This window comes from Polynucleobacter sp. HIN9 (assembly GCF_030297635.1).
Classification (GTDB): domain Bacteria; phylum Pseudomonadota; class Gammaproteobacteria; order Burkholderiales; family Burkholderiaceae; genus Polynucleobacter.
In genome coordinates, this window is the sequence record NZ_AP028140.1 from 750,206 (window position 1) to 771,860 (window position 21,655).

The following is a 21,655-nucleotide window of genomic DNA, read 5'->3' on the forward strand; positions in this document are numbered from 1 at the left end:
CGGCAATCCGGATTTGCTATATTAGTTACTGAAAACCAATTTATTAGAATCAGAAAAGAGTGTCGCTATGACTGCAAATAATCAAACCGTGACCAAAAATGAACTCTCGGAAGCCTTATTTGATCAAGTTGGTCTCAATAAGCGCGAAGCAAAAGACATGATTGACGCCTTTTTTAATCGAATTGGCGAGACTCTGGAATCTGGGGTTGAGGTCAAGATCTCAGGGTTTGGTAATTTTCAGTTGCGCAATAAAACTGCGCGCCCAGGGCGTAATCCAAAGACGGGTGAGATGATCCCGATTGCGGCGCGACGTGTCGTCACTTTTCATGCCAGTCAGAAGCTAAAGGACGCGGTCGAGTCCCATGCTCAGAACCAAAACAGAGCTTGATTCCAAAGCGAATACGGTTTCGCTGCTTCCCCCAATCCCGAGTAAGCGGTATTTCACGATTGGCGAAGTGGGGGAGTTGTGCGGGGTAAAGCCCCATGTATTGCGTTATTGGGAGCAAGAATTCGTTCAACTGCGACCGCAAAAGCGTCGTGGTAATCGCCGCTACTACCAGCATCATGAGGTGGTCTTAATCCGTCAAATTCGTACGCTATTGTACGAAGAGGGATTTACGATCAGCGGTGCAAAAAACCGTTTAGACGAGAGTAAATCGACCTTGCGATTACGCGAGGAGCTCCAAGAGGTCCTTCAGGTCTTAAGCCGCTGAGATACAATATTCGTTTCGTCGGGGCGTAGCGCAGCCTGGTAGCGTACTTGCATGGGGTGCAAGTGGTCGGAGGTTCAAATCCTCTCGCCCCGACCATCTGCGTTGAGGAAAAAACCATGCATCCATTTCACTTAGCTTTCCCGGTTGATAACTTACAAGATGCTCGCGCATTTTATGGCGGCTTACTCGGTTGTCCTGAAGGGCGAAGTTCGGATGAATGGATTGACTTCAATTTATTTGGGCATCAAATTGTGGCGCACTTGGCTAACGGTGAAGCAAAAAACGATGCGCACTCCGATGTGGATGGTAAAAAAGTACCTGTTCGCCATTTTGGTATTGTGCTGTCCATGCCTGAGTGGGAAGCGATGGCCGATAAATTAAAAAAGGCTGGTATTGAGTTTGTGATTGAGCCTTATATTCGGTTTAAGGGTGAAGTCGGTGAGCAGGCCACCATGTTTTTCCTAGACCCCTCAGGGAATGCGATTGAGTTTAAGGCGATGGCGCATCCTGATCGCTTGTTTGCTAAATAATGAGTCAAGATTATTTTGGTTTAACCATCCCATTCTTGGATGTCTTAGGCGTCGAGCCAGAGTTTGCCAAGGATGGTCATTCCCGGATTCGCTTAAATCTTCGACCCGAGCTATTAAATAGTTTTCATGTGGCCCATGGCGGGGTGGTGATGAGCATCTTGGATTTTGCAATGGCCGCTGCCGCACGTAGTTCGCATGAGCACATTCTTGGCGTCATCACGATTGATATGACCACCAGTTTCTTGAGACCCTCAAAAGGCATGCTCATTGCAGAAGGCAAAGTCTTAAAAGTTGGTAGCACCGTCAACTATTGTGAGGGCAGTATTTTTAATGAAGCCGGCCAATTGACCGCTAAATCCACAGGCAGTTTCATGCTGCGCCGAGCTAAAAATCAAGCCAGTTAAATCAAATTAGTTAAATTAATTATTCAATTAATTATTATATTTTTTAGTACTTAATAATCATAAGTAACTGATTATTATAATAAATAGTCAATTTAAATCACGAATTTATTATTCACTCTAGGGTGAATAATCCAAAATGAATTATTTCTTGATTCATATATAATCGATTCGTAGTAATAATGAATAATTAAAAAAGACTAATCAATAAATGATTTATTCCTTCTAAATTTTTTATTTATTACCCCTCACCATTATTTTAAAATTCAAGGGAATTATTTAATATGTCATCGTATAAAGAGTTACTTGCGCAGCGTGAGAAGTTGGACAGTCAGATCCAGAGCCTGATGCAGCGTGAAAAGTCTGAAGGAATTGCAAAGGCCAAAAAGATCATTGATGAATTTGGCTTAACTGTGAGTGACTTATTTGGTCGCAAGGCTGCCGGTGCCGGCAAGCGTGGACGTCCAGCCAAAAAAGCAGCCGCTAAAAAGCGGGTAGGTAAAAAGCGCGGTAAGGTCGCCCCCAAGTATAAAAATCCAGCAACTGGAGAAACTTGGACCGGACGCGGTAAGGCCCCTAAATGGATCGCAGGGAAGGATCGCAGTAAATTTGCGATTAAGTAATCCTGATCATTTGCACTAAAAAGCCAGTTCATTGAACTGGCTTTTTCTTTACTCAAACACGGTATTGACTGCTTCGATAAATAATTTCTCTAATTCCTGATAGGGCTCTTTATCGCTACTCGCACTATAGGTCATGACATTCGTCTTTTCAGGTAAGGCATTGAGTTCCTGGCTAAGTGCTTCCGTATCGCTCGTTTGCGGTTTTAAATGAACTCCATTCTCTTTGGCCATTTCTAATACGCCAGGATGAAGTTGTACAAAGGCTTCGTCCACCAATAGGGGAATGCGACGTGTCTGAATATTCTTACTCAGATAATGAATTAAATGCAATTGTTCGACTGGCGGGATTAAAGAATCTAAATAAATTACATCGGGATAATGCGACACGGCCTGCATCAGGCCCTCAAGACTATCGAGGGAATGGATTAATTGAAAGGGGATGCCCCACTTTTGAATCGCTTTTTGCATTTCATCAAGATTCTCTTGACGCTTAAAGACCCCCAGGGCGATATGTTGATGATGTTTAGCGCGCTGCTGCATTCCTACTTTTCGGCGGCGTAGCTGCTGATTGAGTGAGCTCGTGAGAATACGGCGGTGCCCACCCCGAGTTTTCCAGGCTGTTAATTCACCAAGCTCCACCATTTTTTGAACGGTTCCTAACGAGACCTGTAGAACCTTGGCACTCTGTCGAGTGCTCAAGTAGGGCTGATTCAGATTAATGGGTTTCATGCTTTCTCCTTTTGTAAATTGGGATAGAAAGAGCATAAAAATCAATTCGATAGAGATCTGTCAGGCAGGGATGAAATGTGGGTAGGAAATTTCCTATAAAGGGGTAGGGATAGGTAAGTTACCTAGTGAGTAATCCCCTAGGACTTTCACTAATTCATTGATCTTGGGGTGTTTTTTCCTCTAAGCCATGCTATCCTTACGAAACATAAGGCATTTGCTTTGCGTTCTGCTAATCGGTCAAGCCGTGTCGCGGATGGTTAAAACCACAGTTTTTTTCGGGTTACCCGATGAAAGGTGAGCATCATGATGCAGTCCTATAGAGGTTCCTCATACCTCTTCGGGGGTAATGCCCCCTACGTAGAAGAACTCTACGAGTCATATTTATTAGATCCCACATCCGTAGCGCAGCATTGGCGCGATTACTTTGATAATGTCGTTCAAGTTCCAGCCGTTGATGGTTCCAATGGACGCGATATTGCGCACGCCCCAATCGTGGCGTCATTTGCCGAACGCGCTAAGCAGGGCCCCATCAAAACCATTCAGGATTCAGCCGATTCCGAGATGGGTCGTAAACGGGTGGCAGTTCAGCAGCTCATTGCTGCTTATCGTAACGTCGGTAATCGCTGGGCAAATTTAGATCCCCTAAAGCGCACCGAGCGCCCCGATATTCCGGAACTCAATCCATCGTTTTATGGATTTACCGATGGCGATATGGATATCGTCTTCAATACCAGCAATACCTTCTTTGGTAAAAACCAAATGACCTTGCGCGATTTGCTGCAAGCCTTGCGTGAGACCTATTGCGGCACTTTGGGTGCTGAGTTTATGTACATCGCGGATCAAAAGATCAAAAAATGGTGGCAAGAGAAATTAGAGTCGATCCGCTCAACGCCAAAGTTCACCAATGAGCAACGTCGTCAGATCTTGGATCGCTTAACTGCTGCTGAGGGACTGGAGCGTTATCTACAAGCAAAGTATGTAGGTCAAAAGCGTTTCTCACTCGAGGGTGGTGACAGTTTTATTCCCTCCATGGATGAGTTGATTCAAGGGGCAGGGAAACGAGGTGTGCAAGAGATAGTGATCGGTATGGCCCATCGTGGCCGCTTAAATGTGCTGGTCAACGTTCTAGGTAAATCTCCCAAAGATCTCTTCGCTGAATTCGATCACACGGCTCCGGAGGATTTGCCAGCAGGTGATGTGAAGTATCACCAAGGATTCTCAAGCGATATCTCGACCCCTGGCGGTCCAGTGCATCTATCGCTCGCCTTTAATCCATCCCACTTAGAAATTGTGAACCCTGTGGTAGAGGGTTCAGCCCGTGCACGAATGGAGCGCCGCAATGATCTCTCCGGCAGTCAAGTTTTGCCGGTCCTGGTTCATGGCGACGCTGCGATTGCAGGTCAGGGTGTGATGCAAGAGACTTTAGCCCTATCGGAAGTGCGCGGTTATTCCACGGGCGGCACGGTGCATATCGTGATTAATAACCAAATTGGTTTTACAACCTCCGACCCGCGTGATTTACGCTCGAGTCTGTATTGCACCGACATCATGAAAACAATTGACGCACCGGTATTGCATGTCAATGGTGATGATCCGGAGGCGGTGGTATTGGCGACTCAACTTGCGCTTGAGTTTAGAACCCAGTTTAGGAAAGACGTAGCGGTCGACATTATTTGCTTCCGTAAATTAGGCCACAATGAGCAAGATACGCCAGCGATGACCCAGCCCCTGATGTACAGCATTATTGCGAAGCATCCTGGAACGCGTAAGTTGTATGCAGACCGGCTTGAAGCGCAAGGTGTGATTGCTCCTGGAGCTGGTGACGAGATGGTGAAAGCCTATCGTGCCGCAATGGATGCGGGCAAGCAAACGCTTGATCCAGTATTGAGCAATTTCAAAGGAAAGTTTGCGGTTGATTGGTCACCGTTCTTAAATAAGAAGTGGACTGATCAAGCAGATACTGCTATTCCACTCACCGAGTGGAAGCGCTTAGCTGAAAAACTCTCCACCATTCCTGAAGACTTTAAGGCGCACCCCTTGGTTCAAAAGGTCTATGCAGACCGAGCTGCGATGGGTCGCGGTGAAATCAATGTGGACTGGGGGATGGGCGAGGCGATGGCCTTTGCTTCTTTGCTTGCGAGTGGTTATCCAATTCGTTTATCGGGTGAAGACAGCGGTCGCGGTACCTTTAGCCATCGTCATTCCGTATTGCATGATCAAAATCGCGAGAAGTGGGATACCGGCACGTATATCCCCTTGCAACATGTCAGTAAGGACCAGGCACCCTTTACAGTCATTGATTCCATCCTCTCTGAAGAGGCGGTGTTAGGCTTTGAGTACGGTTATGCAGCAGCTGAGCCCAATACACTCACGATCTGGGAAGCCCAGTTCGGTGACTTTGTGAATGGCGCCCAGGTGGTTATCGATCAGTTCATTGCTTCTGGTGAGGTGAAATGGGGTCGAGTGAACGGCTTGGTGATGATGTTGCCACATGGTTACGAAGGTCAGGGCCCAGAGCACTCCTCGGCGCGTCTGGAGCGCTTTATGCAGTTGTGCGCTGATACCAATATGCAAGTGGTTCAACCCACGACCGCATCGCAAATCTTCCACCTCTTGCGTCGTCAGATGATTCGGCAATTTAGAAAGCCACTGATCATCATGACGCCTAAATCCTTACTGCGTCATAAAGATGCTGCCTCACCGCTCATTGAGTTCACCAAAGGTGAGTTTCAGACAGTGATTCCAGAGCAAGACGATTCGCTCGATCCCAAAAAGGTGGAGCGTTTGATCGTTTGTTCGGGTAAGGTTTATTACGACTTGGTCAAGCAGCGCACCGATAAGAAGATTGATAACGTGGCGATTGTTCGCATTGAGCAGCTGTATCCATTCCCCCATAAGGCGGTTGCAAATATCATCAAGTCTTACCCCAATCTTACTGAGCTGGTGTGGTGTCAAGACGAGCCACAAAATCAGGGAGCCTGGTTCTTTGTGCAACACAACTTGCTCGAGAACATGGGTGAGGGTATGCGCCTTGGTTACGCCGGTCGACCCGCATCGGCCTCTCCAGCGGTTGGTTATGCCCATTTACACCAGAGTCAGCAAAAGGCATTACTCACTGCAGCGTTTGCCAAGCTCAAAGGGTTTGTGGCCACCAAATAGGTGGTACGTACAGAACAGCGATTTAATCTAACTTATTCATAGGACATATCATGGCTTTATTTGACGTAAAGGTTCCACAACTCTCTGAATCTGTTGCTGAAGCAACTCTCTTGCAGTGGAAGAAAAAACCGGGCGATGCCGTAGCCCAAGACGAGATCTTGATTGAGATCGAAACTGACAAGGTGGTGCTCGAAGTCCCTGCCCCATCCGTAGGCGTGATGGCTGAGATTTTGGTTGCCGATGGTGGAACCGTGGTGGCAGATCAGGTGATCGCCAAGATTGATAGCGAAGGCAGGGCGACTGCAGCACCCGCACCAGCCACAGCAGCAGCTCCCGCTAAAGCCCCAGCCGCTGCAGCTTCTGCAGACAAGGGCTCAATCGCGGCACCCTCTGCAGCCAAACTCATGGCTGAAAATAATCTAACGGCCAATCAAGTTGCTGGTACCGGTCGTGATGGTCGTGTAACGAAGGGTGATGTACAAAATGTGATCGCAGGCGGTGCTAAGCCCGCAACGAGTGCTGCACCATTGCCGATGTCGAGTGTCTCATTAGGCGAGCGGACTGAAGAGCGAGTGCCGATGACTCGTCTGCGTGCGCGCATTGCCGAGCGCCTCCTCGAATCGCAAGCCAATAATGCGATCTTGACCACCTTCAATGAGGTCAATATGGCTCCTGTGATTGCCATGCGCTCCCGCTACAAAGACGTCTTTGAAAAAACTCATGGTGTGAAGTTAGGGTTTATGTCTTTCTTTGTGAAAGCTGCTACCTATGCGTTGAAGAAGTACCCGATTCTGAATGCATCGGTTGATGGCAATGACATCGTCTACCACGGTTACTTTGATATTGGCATTGCGGTAAGCTCGCCACGAGGTCTCGTGGTGCCCATCTTGCGTAATGTTGATCAAATGACCTTAGCTGAGATTGAAAAGCAAATTGCGGAGTATGGCAATAAAGCGCGCGAGGGTAAGTTAAGCATTGAAGAGCTTACCGGTGGAACTTTCTCTATCTCCAATGGCGGCGTATTTGGTTCGATGCTCTCAACCCCCATTATTAATCCACCACAATCGGCTATTCTCGGAATCCACGCCACCAAGGAGCGTGCGGTAGTGGAGGACGGACAAATTGTGATTCGTCCGATTAACTATCTGGCCCTCTCGTATGACCATCGGATTATTGATGGTCGCGAGGCAGTTCTCGGTCTAGTGGCAATGAAGGAGCTATTAGAAGACCCAGCTCGTTTACTACTTGATCTGTAAGGAGTAAACCATGAGCCAAGTATTTGATGTGCTAGTAATTGGAGCTGGCCCCGGTGGTTACATCGCGGCGATTCGGGCTGCGCAGTTGGGTTTTAAGGTGGCGTGTGCAGAGTCGAACCCATACGCAGATCCCAAAGGGGAGCCTCGACTGGGTGGCACTTGTTTGAACGTAGGCTGTATTCCTTCGAAAGCCTTGTTAGCATCCTCTGAAGAGTTTGAGAAGATTGGCCATCATGTGGCTAATCACGGTATCCAAGTGGGTAGCGTGAGCATTGATATCAAAAAAATGCTGGCCCGCAAGGATGAGATCGTCAACAAAATGACCGGCGGCATTAGTTTTCTGTTTCGCAAAAATAAAGTCACCAGTATCAAAGGGCACGCTTCCTTTGTTGGTAAAACCGCAGATGGTTATCAAATTAAGATTACTGGTAAAGACGCCGGAACCATTAGCGCTAAGAATGTCATTATTGCGACGGGCTCAAAGGCCAGACATCTTCCCAACATCCCAGTGGATAACGTACTGGTTTGCGATAACGAGGGTGCGCTTAAATTTGACTCTCTACCCAAACGCTTGGGCGTGATTGGCGCTGGTGTGATTGGTCTTGAGCTTGGTTCAGTGTGGCGCCGCGTTGGCTCCCAGGTCACGGTCCTCGAAGCCTTGCCAAGCTTCTTGGGCGCTTGTGATGACGGAATTGCAAAAGAAGCTAAAAAGATTTTCACTAAGCAAGGTCTTGATATTCATATGGGCGTCAAGATTGATGGCGTGAAGGCCGACAAGAAGGGCGTGGTGGTTTCCTATCAGGACAGCACAGGTAAACCCCAAAAACTGGAATGCGATCGCTTGATTGTTTCAGTCGGCCGTGTGCCCAATACTGAAGGACTCAATCTAGAGGCCATCCAGGTCAAAACGGATGAGCGGGGATTTATCCCCATCAATGACCATACCTGTGCTACTACAGCACCTGGGGTCTATGCGATTGGTGACGTGGTCCGTGGACCAATGCTTGCTCATAAGGCCGAGGATGAAGGGGTGCTTGTGGCCGAGTTGCTGGCTGGTCAAAAACCACATATTGATTACAACTGTATTCCATGGGTGATTTACACCGACCCAGAGATTGCATGGGTTGGTAAAACTGAGCAACAACTCAAAGCCGAAGGACGTCCCTATAAGGCGGGCCAGTTCCCGTTCATGGCCAATGGCCGTGCACTTGGGATGGATCGTGCTGATGGCTTCGTCAAAATCCTAGCGGATGCCAAAACGGATGAGGTTCTGGGGGTACATATTATTGGCCCCAATGCTTCGGATCTGATTGCAGAAGCCGCGCTTGCGATGGAGTTTAAAGCGGCCGCTGAAGACATTGCTCGTGTTTGCCATCCACATCCTAGCTTATCGGAGGTTATGCGCGAAGCAGCTTTAGCAACGGATCAACGCGCACTCAATATGTAAGTTGAAAGTCGCTGACTTTTACTACCAAGAGTGTAAAGCGCGCGGTTATCAGCCAGATCCTGCGCAGGAGCGAGCCATTGCTCGGTTGCAGCAATGCGAAGATCAGTGGGTCGCTTATAAAGAGATTCGGAGTAACGCGCTCACCAAAAAACTCTTTCACCCCGAGTTACCTCGTGGGGTTTACTTATGGGGCGGGGTGGGCCGCGGTAAATCCTTTTTGATGGATTGTTTCTACGAGGCATCTCCCGTTCAAAAGAAAATCCGGATTCATTTTCATGAGTTCATGCGCGAAGTGCACCGTGAACTTCATGAGCTTTCAGGATTAGCCGATCCTCTCGATGAGTTAGCCAAACGCATCTCCGATCGATATCGCTTAATTTGCTTTGATGAGTTTCATATTAACGATATTGCCGATGCCATGATCATGTATCGTCTCTTAAAGGCTTTATTCATTGATCGAGTGCAGTTCATCATGACCTCCAACTATCGACCGGATCAGCTCTATCCCAATGGTCTGCACCGTGATCGACTATTACCCGCCATTAAGCTCTTGGAGGAAAAACTGGATATCTTGAATGTCGATGCAGGCAGTGATTACCGACAAATTCAGATGACGCGGATTCAGGCTTACTTAACCCCTTTAAATGAAACAACCCATCGGCAGATGGAAGATTATTTTCATGAGCTAATCGGCAAACAAATCGAGGCCACCAACCGCACCCTCAAAATTGAGTCCCGCGAGATCCGAGCTTTGCATTTGGCTGAAGGCGTCGTTTGGTTTGACTTCCAAACCCTCTGCGCGGGCCCGCGGTCTCAAAATGATTATCTGGAGATTGCCAATACGTTTCACACGGTGATGGTCTCTGAGGTGCCGTATATGCCCCCGCGTTTAACTAATGAGGCCAGACGCTTTATTTGGTTGATTGATGTGCTGTATGACCATCGGGTGAAATTAATTATGTCTGCTGAGGTGCCCCCCGATCAGCTCTACACCGAGGGGCAGGTTGCCAGTGAATTTGCCCGAACCGTATCGCGTTTAATGGAGATGCAGTCTCGGGAATACATTGAGGCACCGCGTCGCCTGATTAATGCTCAACTGACCTAAAATAGGGTCATGAGTATGCCAATTCCTATTAATGCCGATTTGCATTGCCACTCGGTGGTCTCCGATGGCACTTTAACGCCAGAGGAATTGGCCTTGCGTGCCCATCAAAATGGGGTTCACCTGTGGTCATTGACCGATCATGATGTCCTGGGTGGTCAGGAGCGTGCGCGTCAAGCCGCTCTTAATTTGGGTATGGACTATTTATCGGGAGTCGAGATCTCCATTAGTTGGATGGGGCAAACCGTCCATATTGTTGGCTTGGGATTTGATGCCAGTAATTCAATCTTGCAGGAGGGCTTGCGTGCTACGCGCGATGGTCGAGAAGAGCGAGCTCGTCAAATGGCAGCCCAACTTGCGCAAATTGGGATTGAAAATAGCTATGAGGGCGCCCTCAAGTTTGCAGGCAACCCAGAGCTTATTGCCCGCACCCACTTTGCACGCTTTTTGGTAGAGCAAAATGTCTGTCGTGATATGGATGAGGTATTCAGAAAATACCTAGTCGCCGGTAAACCCGGTTATGTCTCGCATCGTTGGGCAAGCTTGGATCAGGCGGTCGAGTGGATTAGGGGTGCTGGTGGCGAAGCGGTTATTGCACACCCCGGTCGCTATCGCCTAAATGCGATGCAAATGGATGAGCTCTATGCCCGCTTTAAGGATCTTGGGGGCGCTGGTATTGAAGTGGTGACCGGTAGCCATAGCCCCAATCAATACCAAACCTATGCGAAGGTTGCCGAGCGCTATGGCTTTATGGCCTCACGTGGCTCTGATTTTCATGATCCACAGGAGAGCGATATTGATTTGGGGAATCTTCCTCATCTTCCTGAGCACCTCAAGCCCATTTGGTCGGCCTTTCATTAAATAAGCGACAATCCACTTTATGTTTGCAGAACGCGTTTTATCCGGCATGCGTCCCACGGGCGCCTTGCATTTAGGTCATTACCATGGCGTCCTTAAAAATTGGGTTCGCCTTCAGGCTGAATACCCCTGTTTCTTCTTTGTCGCTGATTGGCACGCATTGACAACCCATTATGAGACCCCCGAGGTGATTCAGGAGTCGGTCTGGGAGATGGTGATCGATTGGTTAGCAGCGGGCGTAGATCCCAATCAAGCCACATTATTTATTCAGAGTCGGGTCCCAGAGCATTCAGAGTTATTTCTACTGCTAGCGATGGGCACACCCTTGGGCTGGTTAGAACGGGTGCCCACCTACAAAGACCAGATCGAGAAACTCAAAGAAAAAGATTTACAGACCTATGGCTTTCTGGGCTATCCCTTGCTGCAAGCAGCTGATATCTTGATCTATCGAGCACTCTACGTTCCAGTGGGCGAGGATCAAGTTCCTCATGTGGAGATGACCCGTGAAGTCGCGCGGCGCTTTAACCATTTGTATGGTCGAGAACCAGGCTTTGAAGAGAAAGCCCTTGAGGCGGTCAAGAAATTAGGCAGCAAGCGCGCCAAACTCTACCTAGAGCTGCGTAATGCCTATCAGGAGCGAGGTGAAGATGAGGCACTCATGCAAGCCCAAGCGCTCTTGCAAGAGGCGCAAAGTCTTTCGATGGGTGACCGTGAGCGTTTATTTGGATACCTCGAGGGTGCGCGCAAGATCATTTTGGTCGAGCCCCAGGCTTTGTTAACGGAGGCGGCGCGGATGCCAGGTCTTGATGGGCAAAAGATGTCGAAGTCCTACGCCAATACGATTGCCATTCGGGAGGCGCCTGAGGAGGTGATCCGCTTGGTGCGGACCATGCCAACTGATCCTGCTAGGGTAAGACGCACTGACCCCGGTAACCCAGCCAATTGCCCCCTATGGCAGTTTCATCAGGTGTATTCGGACCAAACGACGAAAGACTGGGCTCAGAAGGGCTGTCAATCCGCAAGCATTGGCTGCCTAGACTGTAAACAACCCGTGATTGATGCCATTTTGCGAGAGCAACAACCCATGTTTGAACGAGCACAGCAATATCTAGACGATCCTAGCCTATTGCGCTCCATCATTGCCGATGGTTCGGACAAGGCGCGTAAGGTTGCCCAAGAAACCATGCGGGATGTGCGTGAGGCCATGGGACTAGACGTTGATTGATCACGAATCACGTGCACGCCACTCTAGAAACTGCTTCCCCTTGGATTGCTCAGTACGCTGACCTGATTGTTCCTGGGGGTAAGGTCTTGGATCTTGCCTGTGGTGGCGGACGTCATGCGATCTTCCTCGCCAATCGTGGCTTCATGGTGTTCGCAGTTGATCGTGATCAGGAGTCTCTAGCGCGTATTCGACATGATTTTGTAATGACCCAGCCAATGGATCTTGAAGGGGAGGCATGGCCTTTGCCCGAATCCGAGTTTGGTAAATGGAATGCCATCGTGGTAAGTAACTATCTCTTCCGTCCTTACTTGGATCAATTGCCACATCTTTTGGAAGAGGGCGGCATCTTGCTTTATGAGACCTTTGCAATTGGTAATGAAGAATTTGGCAAACCCTCAAACCCAAACTTTTTACTCCAGCATGGCGAATTATTGGATCTCGCCAGGCGACATGATCTGCATGTGGTCGCCTATCAGGATGGCTATCGTGAGATGCCCAAGCCAGCCATGGTTCAAAGCCTATGCGCTAGTCGGGGACTGCCCAAAATACGCCATCCGTTACAATTCAATGCGACAGTCGCTTAATCCATAAAGCCCTATGAAATCAGCCATGATGACCGGAAGTATGGTTGCAATTGCAACCCCAATGCACGAAGACGGTAGTCTTGATTACCCCGCATTGCGCTCCTTGCTCGACTGGCATGTGAGCGAGGGTACCGATGCGATTGTGATCGTTGGCACCAGTGGTGAGTCACCTACGGTCTCGGTTGAAGAACACTGTGAGTTGATCCGGATTACTGTTGAACATATCAATGGGCGTATCGCAGTCATTGCTGGAACTGGCGGCAATTCCACCCGAGAAGCGATTGAATTAACCGAATTCGCAAAGAAGGTGGGTGCGGATGCTAGCTTGCAAGTGGTGCCGTATTACAACAAGCCTACGCAAGAGGGAATGTACGCCCACTTTAAAACGATCGCCGAGCGCGTCGATCTGCCGGTCATTTTGTATAACGTTCCTGGACGCACGGTCGCTGATCTTGCCAACGAGACCACCGTACGGTTGGCACAAGTGCCGGGCGTGATTGGGATTAAAGATGCGACAGGTAATCTAGAGCGCGGCTCCCTCCTACTGGCCGAGCTTAAAAGTAAACAACTGAACCAGTTTGCGGTTTATTCTGGGGATGATCTAACCGCGATATTCTTAATGCTGATGGGTGGGCATGGCAATATCTCGGTCACTGCCAATGTGGCACCTCGTTTGATGAGCGAACTCTGCAAAGCAGCGATCGCAGGGGATGCCAAGCGCGCGCGAGAGATTCAGTATCAATTGTTGGCAGTTCACAAGATGATGTTTATCGAGGCTAATCCCATACCCGTGAAATGGGCCTTGCATCAGATGGGTAAGATTCCAGCCGGAATTCGGTTACCATTGACGCCACTTAGCGAGCCATTGCGTGAGCCATTGCGTCAGGCACTAGGCCAAGCCGGCTTGCTGTAATTTCTTTAGGATCGAATGCGTTCAGTTCTTCACACCATCTCGTTGACCTGTGCAATTGTTACGCTTACTGCATGCAGTAGCTTTAGCAGTATGACCGCCAGTGATAAGGTGGACTACAAAAAATCCGGAGATGTACGCGGCCCCAATCTGGCATTACCCCCGGATTTAATCACGGCTCAAGCGGATCGTCGCTATGTAGTACAGGATGGCACGGCGACCATGTCGGAGTACAACCAGGCGGTCAAGAAGTCCTCTCAAACGCGCTCGAATGTGTTGACCGGTATTCCGGGGATGAAGATTGAGCGTGACGGGGATCGGCGTTGGTTGGTGGTCGATAAGTCTGCAACTGAGCTTTACCCTCAAGTAAAAGATTTTTGGCAAGAGAATGGTTTCTTACTAGTAATTGATTCACCATCAACTGGGATTATGGAAACCGACTGGGCAGAAAATCGTGCCAAGATTCCGCAAGATATTATTCGAAGAACCTTAGGGCGTGTGTTGGATTCTGCTTATGATTCTGGGGAGCGGGATAAATACAGAACTCGTCTTGAGGTGCAAAAACCCGATGTCACTGAGATCTACATTACTCACAAAGGGGCAATCGAGACTCCAGTAAAAGATAGCTCAGGCGCCATGATTACCACCCAATGGACTGTGCGACCAACCGACCCTGAGTTGGAAGCCATTTTCTTGACACGCTTGATGGAGCGTCTTGGTATGACCCAAGACCAGGCGAGGGCCCAAGTTGCGGCAACTGCGACGGCTCCCAAGACCCCAAGAGCAAAGTTGGTGGAAGAGGGGCCCGCTACCCGTATCGAAATGAGCTCCAGCTTTGATCGTGCTTGGCGCGATGTTGGCCTTGCCTTAGATCGCTCTAACTTTACGGTGGAAGACCGCGATCGCTCACGGGGGATTTACTTTGTACGTTACGTCAATCCAAAAGATTTGGGTGATGGACGCAGTTGGTTTGGCCGTACCTTTGGTAGAAGCAATGATTCAGATAAGAAAGCAAAACTCTATCGCGTCGTGGTTCAAGCACGAGGCGAGAATCAAGTCGTGATTTTGGTGCAAGACTCCGAAGGTAAGCCTGAGAACACCGCCACTGGCAATCAGTTACTCACCACGCTAGATCGACAGCTCATTAAATAATCACAGCACTCTTCCAAAGAAAAAAGGCGCTCAATGAGCGCCTTTCTTCATACAGCTTCAGAATTACTTCTTGGCTGGAGCAGCAGGTGCAGCTGGAGCAGCAGGAGCAGCAGCAGGAGCGGCTGGAGCAGCGCCGGCAGGTGCAGCAGCTGGAGCAGCGCCGTCAGCTGGTTTTGCATCAGCGGCAGGAGCAGCAGCAGGAGCGGCTGGAGCAGCAGCTGGCTTAGCTTCTTCTTTCTTACCGCAAGCAGACAAAGCAACGGCCAACATTGCGGCCAAGAGGAGTGACTTCTTCATTGATTTATTTCCTTTAAATTTAAGACGATTTACATCAATTACCGGTAATTGTTGTAAGACCTTGAGTGCATATTGCGGATGCAATACAACTCAGATCCACTAATAATTATAGCAATTGCACCATCATTTGCTCAACGCCATTGGGCTAAATTGCTGCCTACTCAAGCAAGAGCCAACCGTCAGAATAGGCTTCATACAGCGAGTTATTTTTCGTTAAAGACGGGAGACTCAATTCCCGATCGATCTTCTTCGAATTCGCTCTTGATAAACCCTTATTTTTACTGGATTTTTGTATTCGCCCTTGGGTGAGGAAATGCTGCTGCGCTAGTATTTGCCATGCTTTGATGGTGGCAAGATCCTGCCCATCAGTCACTGCATCCCCATTGCAAAAAACGGTCTCACCTCGGATCAATAGGCGGGTTTGGGGGTGAGGTACCAAGGCCATTTTCTGAAGACCGGCTCGAAGTGCGCTGGGACTCAAGACGGGGTCGGGTGAAGTAAAGATCGCTTGCGGTTTTGGCTCGCTCAGGTAAGCAGTAATGCCATTAATCAACACTGGGGACTGATTTAGGTCCAGGGCTGCAATGTGTTGGCGGATTTCATCTTCGAGTTGTGCGGGTAGACGCGCAGGATCAGAGGAAGCTTTCTGCTTAGGATCTGCATAAATCGCCCCAAGGGAAGGATCGGACTCTAGGGATTCAGCAAGACGCCATAAACCTTCACTAATGAGCTCACGGTACGAAGGTGACCGAAAGCCCACCGACCAGGTTTGGCAGCCCGCATCGAGCGCCACTCCCTCGTGGGCAATATTGGGCGGCAGATAGAGTAAATCACCGGGTTCTAAGACCCATTCTTGCTCCGGCTTAAAACGTGCAAGGATCTTGAGTGGTAAATCAGGGCGCAAGCTCAGATCAGTCTGCCCAGAAATCCTCCAGCGGCGTCGACCTTCCATCTGGATTAAAAATACATCGTAGGAGTCGACATGCGGCCCTACGCCACCCCCAATACCCGCGATGCTAATCATTAGGTCATCGAGGCGTGCATCTGGGATAAACCGAAACCAGGATAGAACATGGGCAGCAGTCGGATGCCGTGCCTCCATCCCTTGGATCAATAGCGTCCAATCTCGAGCGCTGCTTGAAGGAATCTCTTTTTTCCGAAAAGGGCCATGTTGCAGTCGCCAAGGTTTGGCTTCAACCAAACGCGCCTCGCTAAGGCCATCGCATGCGTATCCAAACAGGGTTTTATCTGGGATTGGGCTTAATAGAGGCAAGCCAGCCTCTTTGCTCAGTGCAAAGGCGGGAATGGCTTGGCGGACCAGGAGTGGGCATTTATGCCAATACCGTTGCATAAATGTTTGGGGGCTCAGATTGCCCAAAAGCGGCCACGGCCGATCAAGCGGCAGTGTGGCTGGGGCTTTGGGGGGTTCGTAGCGAGCGCGAGTCTTAGTCAAGTAAAATGGCCTCATTAAGGAAACACATCGCTATGAAGATTGAAAAAAATACCATCGTATCTCTTCGTTACAAACTTAGCGATGCTCAAAACAATATTATCGAAGAACCCGATACCCCGATGGTTTATCTGCACGGGGGATACGCAGGAACCTTCCCAAAAATTGAGAGTGTATTGGATGGCAAGGATATTGGCTTTGAGACCACGGTTCAACTTGAACCTCATGATGCCTTTGGAGAATACGATCCCAATCTTCTCAAAATAGAACCGCGTGAGCGCTTTCCCGAGCCGCTAGAGATCGGTATGCAGTTTGAGGGCGTACCTGAAGAGCAAAGTCCTGAAGAGATCGAGGCTGCCGATGTGGACGAGATCGACGATGATGAGGATGATCAAGAATCAGATACGTTGATCTATACCGTGACCGACCTGGCTGATCAACAAGTCGTACTCGATGGTAATCATCCACTTGCTGGAATGGCGCTGCGGTTCTGGTTGCAGGTTGAGGATGTTCGTCAGGCTACGGAAGATGAGATTGCCAATCAGCATCCACAAAGTGAAGACGGCTTTGGGATGGACCTAGCAGATGATGATCTGGATGATCTTGATTTATCAGCAACGGGGCAACGCGACCAAGGTCCACGAACCCTGCATTAATGGGTACACCCCCAAAGAAGCGCTTTATTCTCTTAGAAGATTTTTGATGGCATCGAGCTCACGCTGAGTTTCCTCATGCGCTTGCGTGTCGCTAGCTTTTCCACCTAACTTCGCCAGAGCCTCTTCAAGGGCTTTGATCTTATGTTCTTGTTCGATGGTAGCGTCGATCAAACTTTTCAATGCCAACGAAACAGGGTCATCTGCATTCGGTGTAATGCCATAGGCCGAGAAACTCGCTTTACTGGCATCGCTTGCATGTTTGGGTAGATCGGGATGCAGGATGCGGGCTGGCACACCGACTGCCGTTGCGCCCGCAGGAATCTCTTTGAGGACCACTGCATTGGATCCAATTCGAGCACCATCACCCACAGTAAATCCACCCAAGACCTTGGCGCCCGCACTCACAACCACGCCTTTGCCAAGTGTGGGATGGCGTTTGACCCCTTTGTAGAGCGAGGTACCTCCCAAGGTCACCCCTTGATAAATCGTGGTGTCATCACCAATCTCTGCGGTCTCGCCAATCACAATCCCAAGGCCATGATCTAAAAATACCCGACGCCCGATCTGTGCGCCCGGATGAATCTCAATATTGGTCAAAAAACGCGCGAGCGACGCCAGAAAGCGGGCAGGCCATTTAAGACCGAGATTCCATAGGGCATGATTGAGACGATGCAGCCAAATCGCATGTAAACCTGGATAGCAGGTAATTACCTCTAACCGGTGTCGGGCAGCAGGATCGCGCGCAATAATGGCGTCTACATCTTCCAATAGAGAACTCAACATAGAGATAGTGTAATCCGTGCGCCTTATTTTCTCAGGAGCATCTGTTTGGCAATGCCACGCAAGAGATCAATCTCCTCTTTGCGTAAGCGAGTTCTAGCAAACAGCGCTTGCAGACGCGGCATGAGTTTCTTGGGATTTTTGGGGTCCAAATAACCAATCGCCTCTAAGCCCGCTTGCCAATGGTCGAGCATGGCAGCAACTGCTGCTGGATCTGCAAGTTCTGAGAGCTCCTCATTTACCACCGATGGCGATGGATCTTTCAGAAGGGCTTGGCGTAAGCCAAACGCACAGACCATGATGGCCTGGGCCAGGTTTAATGAGGGATAGGCGGGATTGGCGGGTAAAAAGACCCGATGCGTGCAATAGGCAAGATCTTCGTTCTCGAGCCCAGTCCGCTCAGGACCAAATACCAATGCAACCGAGCGGTTCGATTGCAATGCATCGGTGAGCAAATGCAGACCATCTGCCCAAGATAGTGGAGGCGGACCAAACTCTCGATCGCGACTGGTTAGGCCCAGTACCACAGCACACCCTTGAATACTGGAAGAGAGCATATCGTGAGTATTCGACTGAGCCAATACATCACTAGCACCACTGGCTAATGCCATCGCATCGGGGTGGGTATGCATGGCCAGTTCGCGGGGCCGCACCAGATGAAGCGCATCAAACCCCATGGTTTTAAGGGCGCGCGCTGCTGAACCAATATTACCCGCATGACTGGTTTCCACCATGATCCAGCGGACCTGGTCGCTGTATTGAGTAAAGGGAGTCTGAGCCATGAATGAATTCGTTTAGAATATTGCTATTGCGCTAGAGACCTTGTCGACTAGTTTGTTCTTATTTAATTTGTCCACTCATTATGCACCCCATGTTAAACGTGGCTGTGAAAGCCGCTCGCCGTGCCGCAACGATTATTAATCGTGCATCACTCAATTTAGAGCGTTTGCAAATCGATCGCAAGCAACATAATGATTATGTAACCGAAGTGGACAAAGCTGCCGAAGAGGCGATTATCGAGACCCTAAGCGAAGCCTATCCGGGCCATGGTTTTTTGGCAGAGGAAACGGGCGAGGCCACGAATGGCTCCGATCACATTTGGATCATTGACCCATTGGATGGGACCACCAACTTTATTCATGGATTTCCACAATACGCGGTATCGATTGCTCTGTCGGTCAACGGTGTTGTAACTCAAGGCGTGGTCTATGACCCCAATCGTGATGAGCTGTTCACTGCCACCAAGGGCGGTGGAGCCTACGTGGATCGCCGTCGCCTTCGAGTGGCCGAGCAAACCAAATTAGAGAATGCATTGCTGGGTACGGGATTTCCGTATCGACACGATCAAGATGTGGATCTCTACCTGAAAATCTTTGCTGACATGACTCGCCAATGCGCGGGTCTACGACGTCCTGGTGCAGCCTCCATAGATCTTGTCTATGTAGCAGCGGGCCGCTATGACGGATTCTTTGAGAGTGAACTCAAGCCATGGGATATGGCAGCAGGGGCTTTGATTGTGACCGAGGCCGGTGGCCTAGTCGGAAACTACCGCGGTGAAGAAGGCTTTATGGACAGCGGTGAGATTATGGCTGCGAACCCAAGGATCTTTGCCCAAATGGCAAATATTCTTAGTAAGTACTCCAGAACGGCTACGTAGACTTCACTAAATCAATGTAGCGCACGCCATTGAGGTCAATGCGCAAGGCACTTGCTTTTGGTAACACGGTCTCAGGATGATCTAGATCCCAGTCGGAGAGTACATAGCGTTGCCATTCTTTATTACCCATACTTTCATGGTGCCGTGCCGGTAAGTGGGTATGCCCATGAATCAAGCGTTCGGACCCGAAGGCTCCCATCAGGTTGGCGCACGCCACCAAAGTGACATCGCTCTTGTAGCGAGCGACATCCGGGGTATAACGCGCTGCTTGCTCATACTTTGCGGTGCTGTTGCTACGCAAGGTTCGAGCAATCCCACGTCGCCACTCCAGAGGGAGTCGCAAAAATAATTTCTGGAGCCAGGGCTTACGAACCCATCTACGAAAAACCTGATAACTCAGATCATTGGTGCACAGTGCATCACCATGACTAATAACCCATTCATCTCCAGCAATCATGACCTTCGATGGATCGGGCAGCAAATGCATCCCAGATTTCTTGAGAAAGTCTGGGCCGATTAAAAAGTCACGGTTGCCATGGATGTAATAGGTTTTGGTCTTGCTGGATAAAGCAAAGAGCGCGCGCAGGACCTCTTGCTGAAATGGTGAACGCGCGCCAGCATCATCGCCTACCCAGTATTCGAAGAGATCACCCAAAATAAATACCGACTCGACATCGTTCGTTTCTTTTTCAATAAAGTCAAAGAAACGCTGCGCCGTTAAGGGCATCGACGGCGTAAGATGAAGATCGGAAATCAGCAGGGCGCTGGCGTGCTCTTGCATGCTTAAATCAAGGGATTAATCAGCAATGACCGAGGCTTTCTCAATCACCACATCTTCAGTCGGAACATCCTGGTGGTACCCAGCATTGCCAGTCTTAACTTTCTTGATCTTATCAACCACATCCATGCCGTTGGTCACTTTGCCAAACACGGCATAGCCCCAACCCTGTGGAGTGGGAGCGGTGTGATTGAGAAAATCATTGTCATTGACGTTAATAAAAAACTGGGCGGTAGCTGAATGGGGATCGCTAGTACGTGCCATCGCAATCGTGCCCCGATCATTCTTTAAGCCGTTATTGGCCTCATTCTCAATTTGATCCAGGGTTGACTTCTGCTTCATGCCCGCGGTCATGCCGCCACCTTGAATCATGAAGTTATCAATCACCCGATGAAAAATCGTGCCATCGTAATGACCACTTTTTACATAGGCCAAAAAGTTTGCAACGGATTTTGGTGCTTTGGCAGCATCAAGCTCGAGGGTGATATCACCGTGATTGGTTTTTAGAAGAACGCTTGGCATAAATAACTCTCTTATGGTTTAGAAATCGGGGGATTGGGTCGGTTACTGGGTTTGGGCGGCGGTGGGTTCAAGATCTCTTTAATGGCCCGAGCGCGTTGCCCATACTCACGTTGACTGGGTTGCAGTTTACTCGCACTGGAGTAATAGCGATCGGCTAGGCGCAAGTACACATCCGCTAGATTGCCCTGGGCTAAGGCATAGTCAGGCCTTAATTTAAGGGCGAGCTCTAAATAATCGCGGGCCTCAATCCATTGCCCTTGATTGGCTGCTAATGCGGCTAGATTGTTATAAGGTTCAGGTAACTCCGGAAATTGCTGAGTAATCTCGATCCAGGTGGCACGGGCTGCATTGACATCACGTAATTCCACTTGTAGTCGAGCCTTGATAAAGCGCAGTTGTACATTGCGAGGGGTTTTCACTAAGGCATCGTCAATCGCTTTGATCGCCTCTGGATATTTGCGTTCCTTGATCAATTTCTCAATATGCGTAGGAATCGCATTTTTCATGACCGGATCGGGCTCGATAATCAAAAAAGAGAGAAACGGCACCGCAATGGACTCCGAGAGTTGGTTATTGCCGGTTTCTGGATTGGGGTTGGTGCTCATGCGTGGTGGGTCTGTTGGACCATAGCCACCAAGGTAGGGCGCAGGCGCATTACCCGAAGTAGTGGGTGGCGGGGTGGTGCTGCAGCCAATTACAAGAGCGCAAAATGACACCCCAAAAAATCGTGAGATCCAAGCAATGGAACTGTGGTTTGGGTGCTGGGCTGTCATGGCAAGAAGATCACTCAGAAGGCGCGTCATTCGATATACTCATCAGTCTAACA

The 21,655-nt window shown here is 49.4% G+C and carries 24 protein-coding genes and 1 tRNA gene; 17 read left to right on the forward strand and 8 right to left on the reverse strand.

Annotated elements, in window-relative coordinates; all coding sequences use genetic code 11:
* The first annotated feature begins 67 nt into the window (after window positions 1-67).
* From QUE62_RS03930 to QUE62_RS03955, 6 genes are all read left to right on the forward strand, one after another.
* Window positions 68-388 (forward strand): integration host factor subunit alpha, encoded by a 321-nt coding sequence (locus tag QUE62_RS03930; protein WP_108508274.1) that lies wholly within the window; start codon window positions 68-70, stop codon window positions 386-388.
* A complete protein-coding gene (locus QUE62_RS03935; RefSeq protein WP_108508275.1) occupies window positions 363-713 on the forward strand; it encodes a MerR family transcriptional regulator in 351 nt (116 codons plus the stop codon). Before QUE62_RS03930 ends, QUE62_RS03935 begins: the two co-directional genes overlap by 26 nt.
* A 19-nt stretch (window positions 714-732) precedes the next feature.
* Window positions 733-809: transfer RNA gene (locus tag QUE62_RS03940), tRNA-Pro, on the forward strand.
* Between the two features lie 20 nt (window positions 810-829).
* Window positions 830-1,243, forward strand: coding sequence for a VOC family protein (locus tag QUE62_RS03945; RefSeq protein WP_286224534.1), 414 nt, complete (start codon window positions 830-832; stop codon window positions 1,241-1,243).
* Window positions 1,243-1,647: a PaaI family thioesterase gene (locus tag QUE62_RS03950; protein ID WP_286224535.1), complete on the forward strand. Its 405-nt coding sequence runs from the start codon at window positions 1,243-1,245 to the stop codon at window positions 1,645-1,647. The genes QUE62_RS03945 and QUE62_RS03950 overlap by 1 nt, the downstream gene beginning before the upstream one ends.
* 281 nt (window positions 1,648-1,928) lie before the next feature.
* Window positions 1,929-2,267, forward strand: a complete 339-nt coding sequence (locus tag QUE62_RS03955; protein WP_286262400.1) for an H-NS histone family protein — start codon at window positions 1,929-1,931, stop codon at window positions 2,265-2,267.
* A 48-nt stretch (window positions 2,268-2,315) separates the two neighbouring features.
* On the opposite strand, the gene QUE62_RS03960 is transcribed toward QUE62_RS03955, so the two are convergent.
* Window positions 2,316-2,996, reverse strand: coding sequence for a helix-turn-helix domain-containing protein (locus QUE62_RS03960; RefSeq protein WP_286224537.1), 681 nt, complete (start codon window positions 2,994-2,996; stop codon window positions 2,316-2,318).
* A gap of 303 nt (window positions 2,997-3,299) precedes the next feature.
* On the opposite strand from QUE62_RS03960, the gene QUE62_RS03965 reads away from it, so the two are divergent.
* From QUE62_RS03965 to bamC, 9 genes are read left to right on the forward strand one after another with little or no spacing between them, the layout of a single operon-like run.
* The gene (locus QUE62_RS03965) at window positions 3,300-6,155 is read left to right on the forward strand and encodes a 2-oxoglutarate dehydrogenase E1 component (protein ID WP_286262402.1); all 2,856 of its coding nucleotides are present in this window, start codon (window positions 3,300-3,302) and stop codon (window positions 6,153-6,155) included.
* 50 nt (window positions 6,156-6,205) lie between these two features.
* Window positions 6,206-7,411: a 2-oxoglutarate dehydrogenase complex dihydrolipoyllysine-residue succinyltransferase gene (odhB, locus tag QUE62_RS03970; RefSeq protein ID WP_286262404.1), complete on the forward strand. Its 1,206-nt coding sequence runs from the start codon at window positions 6,206-6,208 to the stop codon at window positions 7,409-7,411.
* A 10-nt stretch (window positions 7,412-7,421) separates the two neighbouring features.
* Window positions 7,422-8,858 (forward strand): dihydrolipoyl dehydrogenase, encoded by a 1,437-nt coding sequence (gene lpdA, locus QUE62_RS03975; RefSeq protein WP_286224540.1) that lies wholly within the window; start codon window positions 7,422-7,424, stop codon window positions 8,856-8,858.
* Window position 8,859: 1 nt separating this feature from the next.
* On the forward strand, window positions 8,860-9,963 hold the full coding sequence (gene zapE / locus QUE62_RS03980; RefSeq protein ID WP_286224541.1) for a cell division protein ZapE: 1,104 nt from the start codon (window positions 8,860-8,862) through the stop codon (window positions 9,961-9,963).
* 15 nt (window positions 9,964-9,978) lie between these two features.
* A complete protein-coding gene (locus tag QUE62_RS03985; protein WP_286226159.1) occupies window positions 9,979-10,821 on the forward strand; it encodes a 3',5'-nucleoside bisphosphate phosphatase in 843 nt (280 codons plus the stop codon).
* Between the two features lie 19 nt (window positions 10,822-10,840).
* Complete coding sequence (locus QUE62_RS03990; RefSeq protein WP_108508285.1) at window positions 10,841-12,043, forward strand: tryptophan--tRNA ligase; 1,203 nt, start codon at window positions 10,841-10,843, stop codon at window positions 12,041-12,043.
* Window positions 12,040-12,627, forward strand: coding sequence for a class I SAM-dependent methyltransferase (locus QUE62_RS03995; protein ID WP_286227335.1), 588 nt, complete (start codon window positions 12,040-12,042; stop codon window positions 12,625-12,627). The genes QUE62_RS03990 and QUE62_RS03995 overlap by 4 nt, the downstream gene beginning before the upstream one ends.
* Before the next feature lie 25 nt (window positions 12,628-12,652).
* Window positions 12,653-13,540 carry a 4-hydroxy-tetrahydrodipicolinate synthase gene (gene dapA, locus QUE62_RS04000; protein ID WP_286227336.1) on the forward strand — a complete coding sequence of 296 codons (888 nt, stop codon included), beginning with the start codon at window positions 12,653-12,655 and terminating at the stop codon, window positions 13,538-13,540.
* Window positions 13,541-13,555: 15 nt separating this feature from the next.
* Window positions 13,556-14,689, forward strand: a complete 1,134-nt coding sequence (gene bamC / locus QUE62_RS04005; protein WP_286227337.1) for an outer membrane protein assembly factor BamC — start codon at window positions 13,556-13,558, stop codon at window positions 14,687-14,689.
* Window positions 14,690-14,752: 63 nt separating this feature from the next.
* Here bamC and QUE62_RS04010 read toward each other — a convergent pair whose 3' ends face one another.
* Window positions 14,753-14,986 carry a hypothetical protein gene (locus QUE62_RS04010; RefSeq protein ID WP_108508288.1) on the reverse strand — a complete coding sequence of 78 codons (234 nt, stop codon included), beginning with the start codon at window positions 14,984-14,986 and terminating at the stop codon, window positions 14,753-14,755.
* Window positions 14,987-15,143: 157 nt separating this feature from the next.
* Window positions 15,144-16,439 carry a cupin domain-containing protein gene (locus QUE62_RS04015; RefSeq protein WP_286262406.1) on the reverse strand — a complete coding sequence of 432 codons (1,296 nt, stop codon included), beginning with the start codon at window positions 16,437-16,439 and terminating at the stop codon, window positions 15,144-15,146.
* Between the two features lie 32 nt (window positions 16,440-16,471).
* Between QUE62_RS04015 and QUE62_RS04020 the strand changes: the two genes are divergently transcribed.
* A complete protein-coding gene (locus tag QUE62_RS04020) occupies window positions 16,472-17,092 on the forward strand; it encodes an FKBP-type peptidyl-prolyl cis-trans isomerase (RefSeq protein ID WP_286224546.1) in 621 nt (206 codons plus the stop codon).
* Between the two features lie 24 nt (window positions 17,093-17,116).
* On the opposite strand, the gene cysE is transcribed toward QUE62_RS04020, so the two are convergent.
* Together cysE and QUE62_RS04030 are read right to left on the reverse strand one after the other, a co-directional pair.
* On the reverse strand, window positions 17,117-17,875 hold the full coding sequence (cysE, locus tag QUE62_RS04025) for a serine O-acetyltransferase (protein ID WP_286227339.1): 759 nt from the start codon (window positions 17,873-17,875) through the stop codon (window positions 17,117-17,119).
* Window positions 17,876-17,898: 23 nt separating this feature from the next.
* Window positions 17,899-18,654 (reverse strand): RNA methyltransferase, encoded by a 756-nt coding sequence (locus QUE62_RS04030; RefSeq protein ID WP_286227340.1) that lies wholly within the window; start codon window positions 18,652-18,654, stop codon window positions 17,899-17,901.
* 80 nt (window positions 18,655-18,734) lie between these two features.
* On the opposite strand from QUE62_RS04030, the gene QUE62_RS04035 reads away from it, so the two are divergent.
* Window positions 18,735-19,529 (forward strand): inositol monophosphatase family protein, encoded by a 795-nt coding sequence (locus QUE62_RS04035; protein ID WP_286262407.1) that lies wholly within the window; start codon window positions 18,735-18,737, stop codon window positions 19,527-19,529.
* Here QUE62_RS04035 and QUE62_RS04040 read toward each other — a convergent pair.
* The 3 genes from QUE62_RS04040 to QUE62_RS04050 are packed head-to-tail and all read right to left on the reverse strand — an operon-like array spanning window position 19,522 to window position 21,632.
* Window positions 19,522-20,310, reverse strand: a complete 789-nt coding sequence (locus tag QUE62_RS04040; RefSeq protein WP_286262409.1) for a UDP-2,3-diacylglucosamine diphosphatase — start codon at window positions 20,308-20,310, stop codon at window positions 19,522-19,524. The genes QUE62_RS04035 and QUE62_RS04040 overlap by 8 nt on opposite strands.
* A 15-nt stretch (window positions 20,311-20,325) precedes the next feature.
* Window positions 20,326-20,829, reverse strand: coding sequence for a peptidylprolyl isomerase (locus tag QUE62_RS04045; protein WP_286224552.1), 504 nt, complete (start codon window positions 20,827-20,829; stop codon window positions 20,326-20,328).
* A gap of 11 nt (window positions 20,830-20,840) precedes the next feature.
* Window positions 20,841-21,632: a tetratricopeptide repeat protein gene (locus QUE62_RS04050; protein WP_286224553.1), complete on the reverse strand. Its 792-nt coding sequence runs from the start codon at window positions 21,630-21,632 to the stop codon at window positions 20,841-20,843.
* Between the last annotated feature and the right edge of the window lie 23 nt (window positions 21,633-21,655).

Coding starts and splice junctions, on each gene's coding strand:
- QUE62_RS03930 (WP_108508274.1), top strand. CDS start 68: ATGACTGCAAATAATCAAACCGTGACCAAAAATGAACTCTCGGAAGCC.
- QUE62_RS03935 (WP_108508275.1), top strand. CDS start 363: ATGCTCAGAACCAAAACAGAGCTTGATTCCAAAGCGAATACGGTTTCG.
- QUE62_RS03945 (WP_286224534.1), top strand. CDS start 830: ATGCATCCATTTCACTTAGCTTTCCCGGTTGATAACTTACAAGATGCT.
- QUE62_RS03950 (WP_286224535.1), top strand. CDS start 1,243: ATGAGTCAAGATTATTTTGGTTTAACCATCCCATTCTTGGATGTCTTA.
- QUE62_RS03955 (WP_286262400.1), top strand. CDS start 1,929: ATGTCATCGTATAAAGAGTTACTTGCGCAGCGTGAGAAGTTGGACAGT.
- QUE62_RS03960 (WP_286224537.1), bottom strand. CDS start 2,996: ATGAAACCCATTAATCTGAATCAGCCCTACTTGAGCACTCGACAGAGT.
- QUE62_RS03965 (WP_286262402.1), top strand. CDS start 3,300: ATGATGCAGTCCTATAGAGGTTCCTCATACCTCTTCGGGGGTAATGCC.
- odhB (WP_286262404.1), top strand. CDS start 6,206: ATGGCTTTATTTGACGTAAAGGTTCCACAACTCTCTGAATCTGTTGCT.
- lpdA (WP_286224540.1), top strand. CDS start 7,422: ATGAGCCAAGTATTTGATGTGCTAGTAATTGGAGCTGGCCCCGGTGGT.
- QUE62_RS03985 (WP_286226159.1), top strand. CDS start 9,979: ATGCCAATTCCTATTAATGCCGATTTGCATTGCCACTCGGTGGTCTCC.
- QUE62_RS03990 (WP_108508285.1), top strand. CDS start 10,841: ATGTTTGCAGAACGCGTTTTATCCGGCATGCGTCCCACGGGCGCCTTG.
- dapA (WP_286227336.1), top strand. CDS start 12,653: ATGATGACCGGAAGTATGGTTGCAATTGCAACCCCAATGCACGAAGAC.
- bamC (WP_286227337.1), top strand. CDS start 13,556: ATGCGTTCAGTTCTTCACACCATCTCGTTGACCTGTGCAATTGTTACG.
- QUE62_RS04010 (WP_108508288.1), bottom strand. CDS start 14,986: ATGAAGAAGTCACTCCTCTTGGCCGCAATGTTGGCCGTTGCTTTGTCT.
- QUE62_RS04020 (WP_286224546.1), top strand. CDS start 16,472: ATGAAGATTGAAAAAAATACCATCGTATCTCTTCGTTACAAACTTAGC.
- cysE (WP_286227339.1), bottom strand. CDS start 17,875: ATGTTGAGTTCTCTATTGGAAGATGTAGACGCCATTATTGCGCGCGAT.
- QUE62_RS04030 (WP_286227340.1), bottom strand. CDS start 18,654: ATGGCTCAGACTCCCTTTACTCAATACAGCGACCAGGTCCGCTGGATC.
- QUE62_RS04035 (WP_286262407.1), top strand. CDS start 18,735: ATGCACCCCATGTTAAACGTGGCTGTGAAAGCCGCTCGCCGTGCCGCA.
- QUE62_RS04040 (WP_286262409.1), bottom strand. CDS start 20,310: ATGCAAGAGCACGCCAGCGCCCTGCTGATTTCCGATCTTCATCTTACG.
- QUE62_RS04045 (WP_286224552.1), bottom strand. CDS start 20,829: ATGCCAAGCGTTCTTCTAAAAACCAATCACGGTGATATCACCCTCGAG.
- QUE62_RS04050 (WP_286224553.1), bottom strand. CDS start 21,632: ATGACGCGCCTTCTGAGTGATCTTCTTGCCATGACAGCCCAGCACCCA.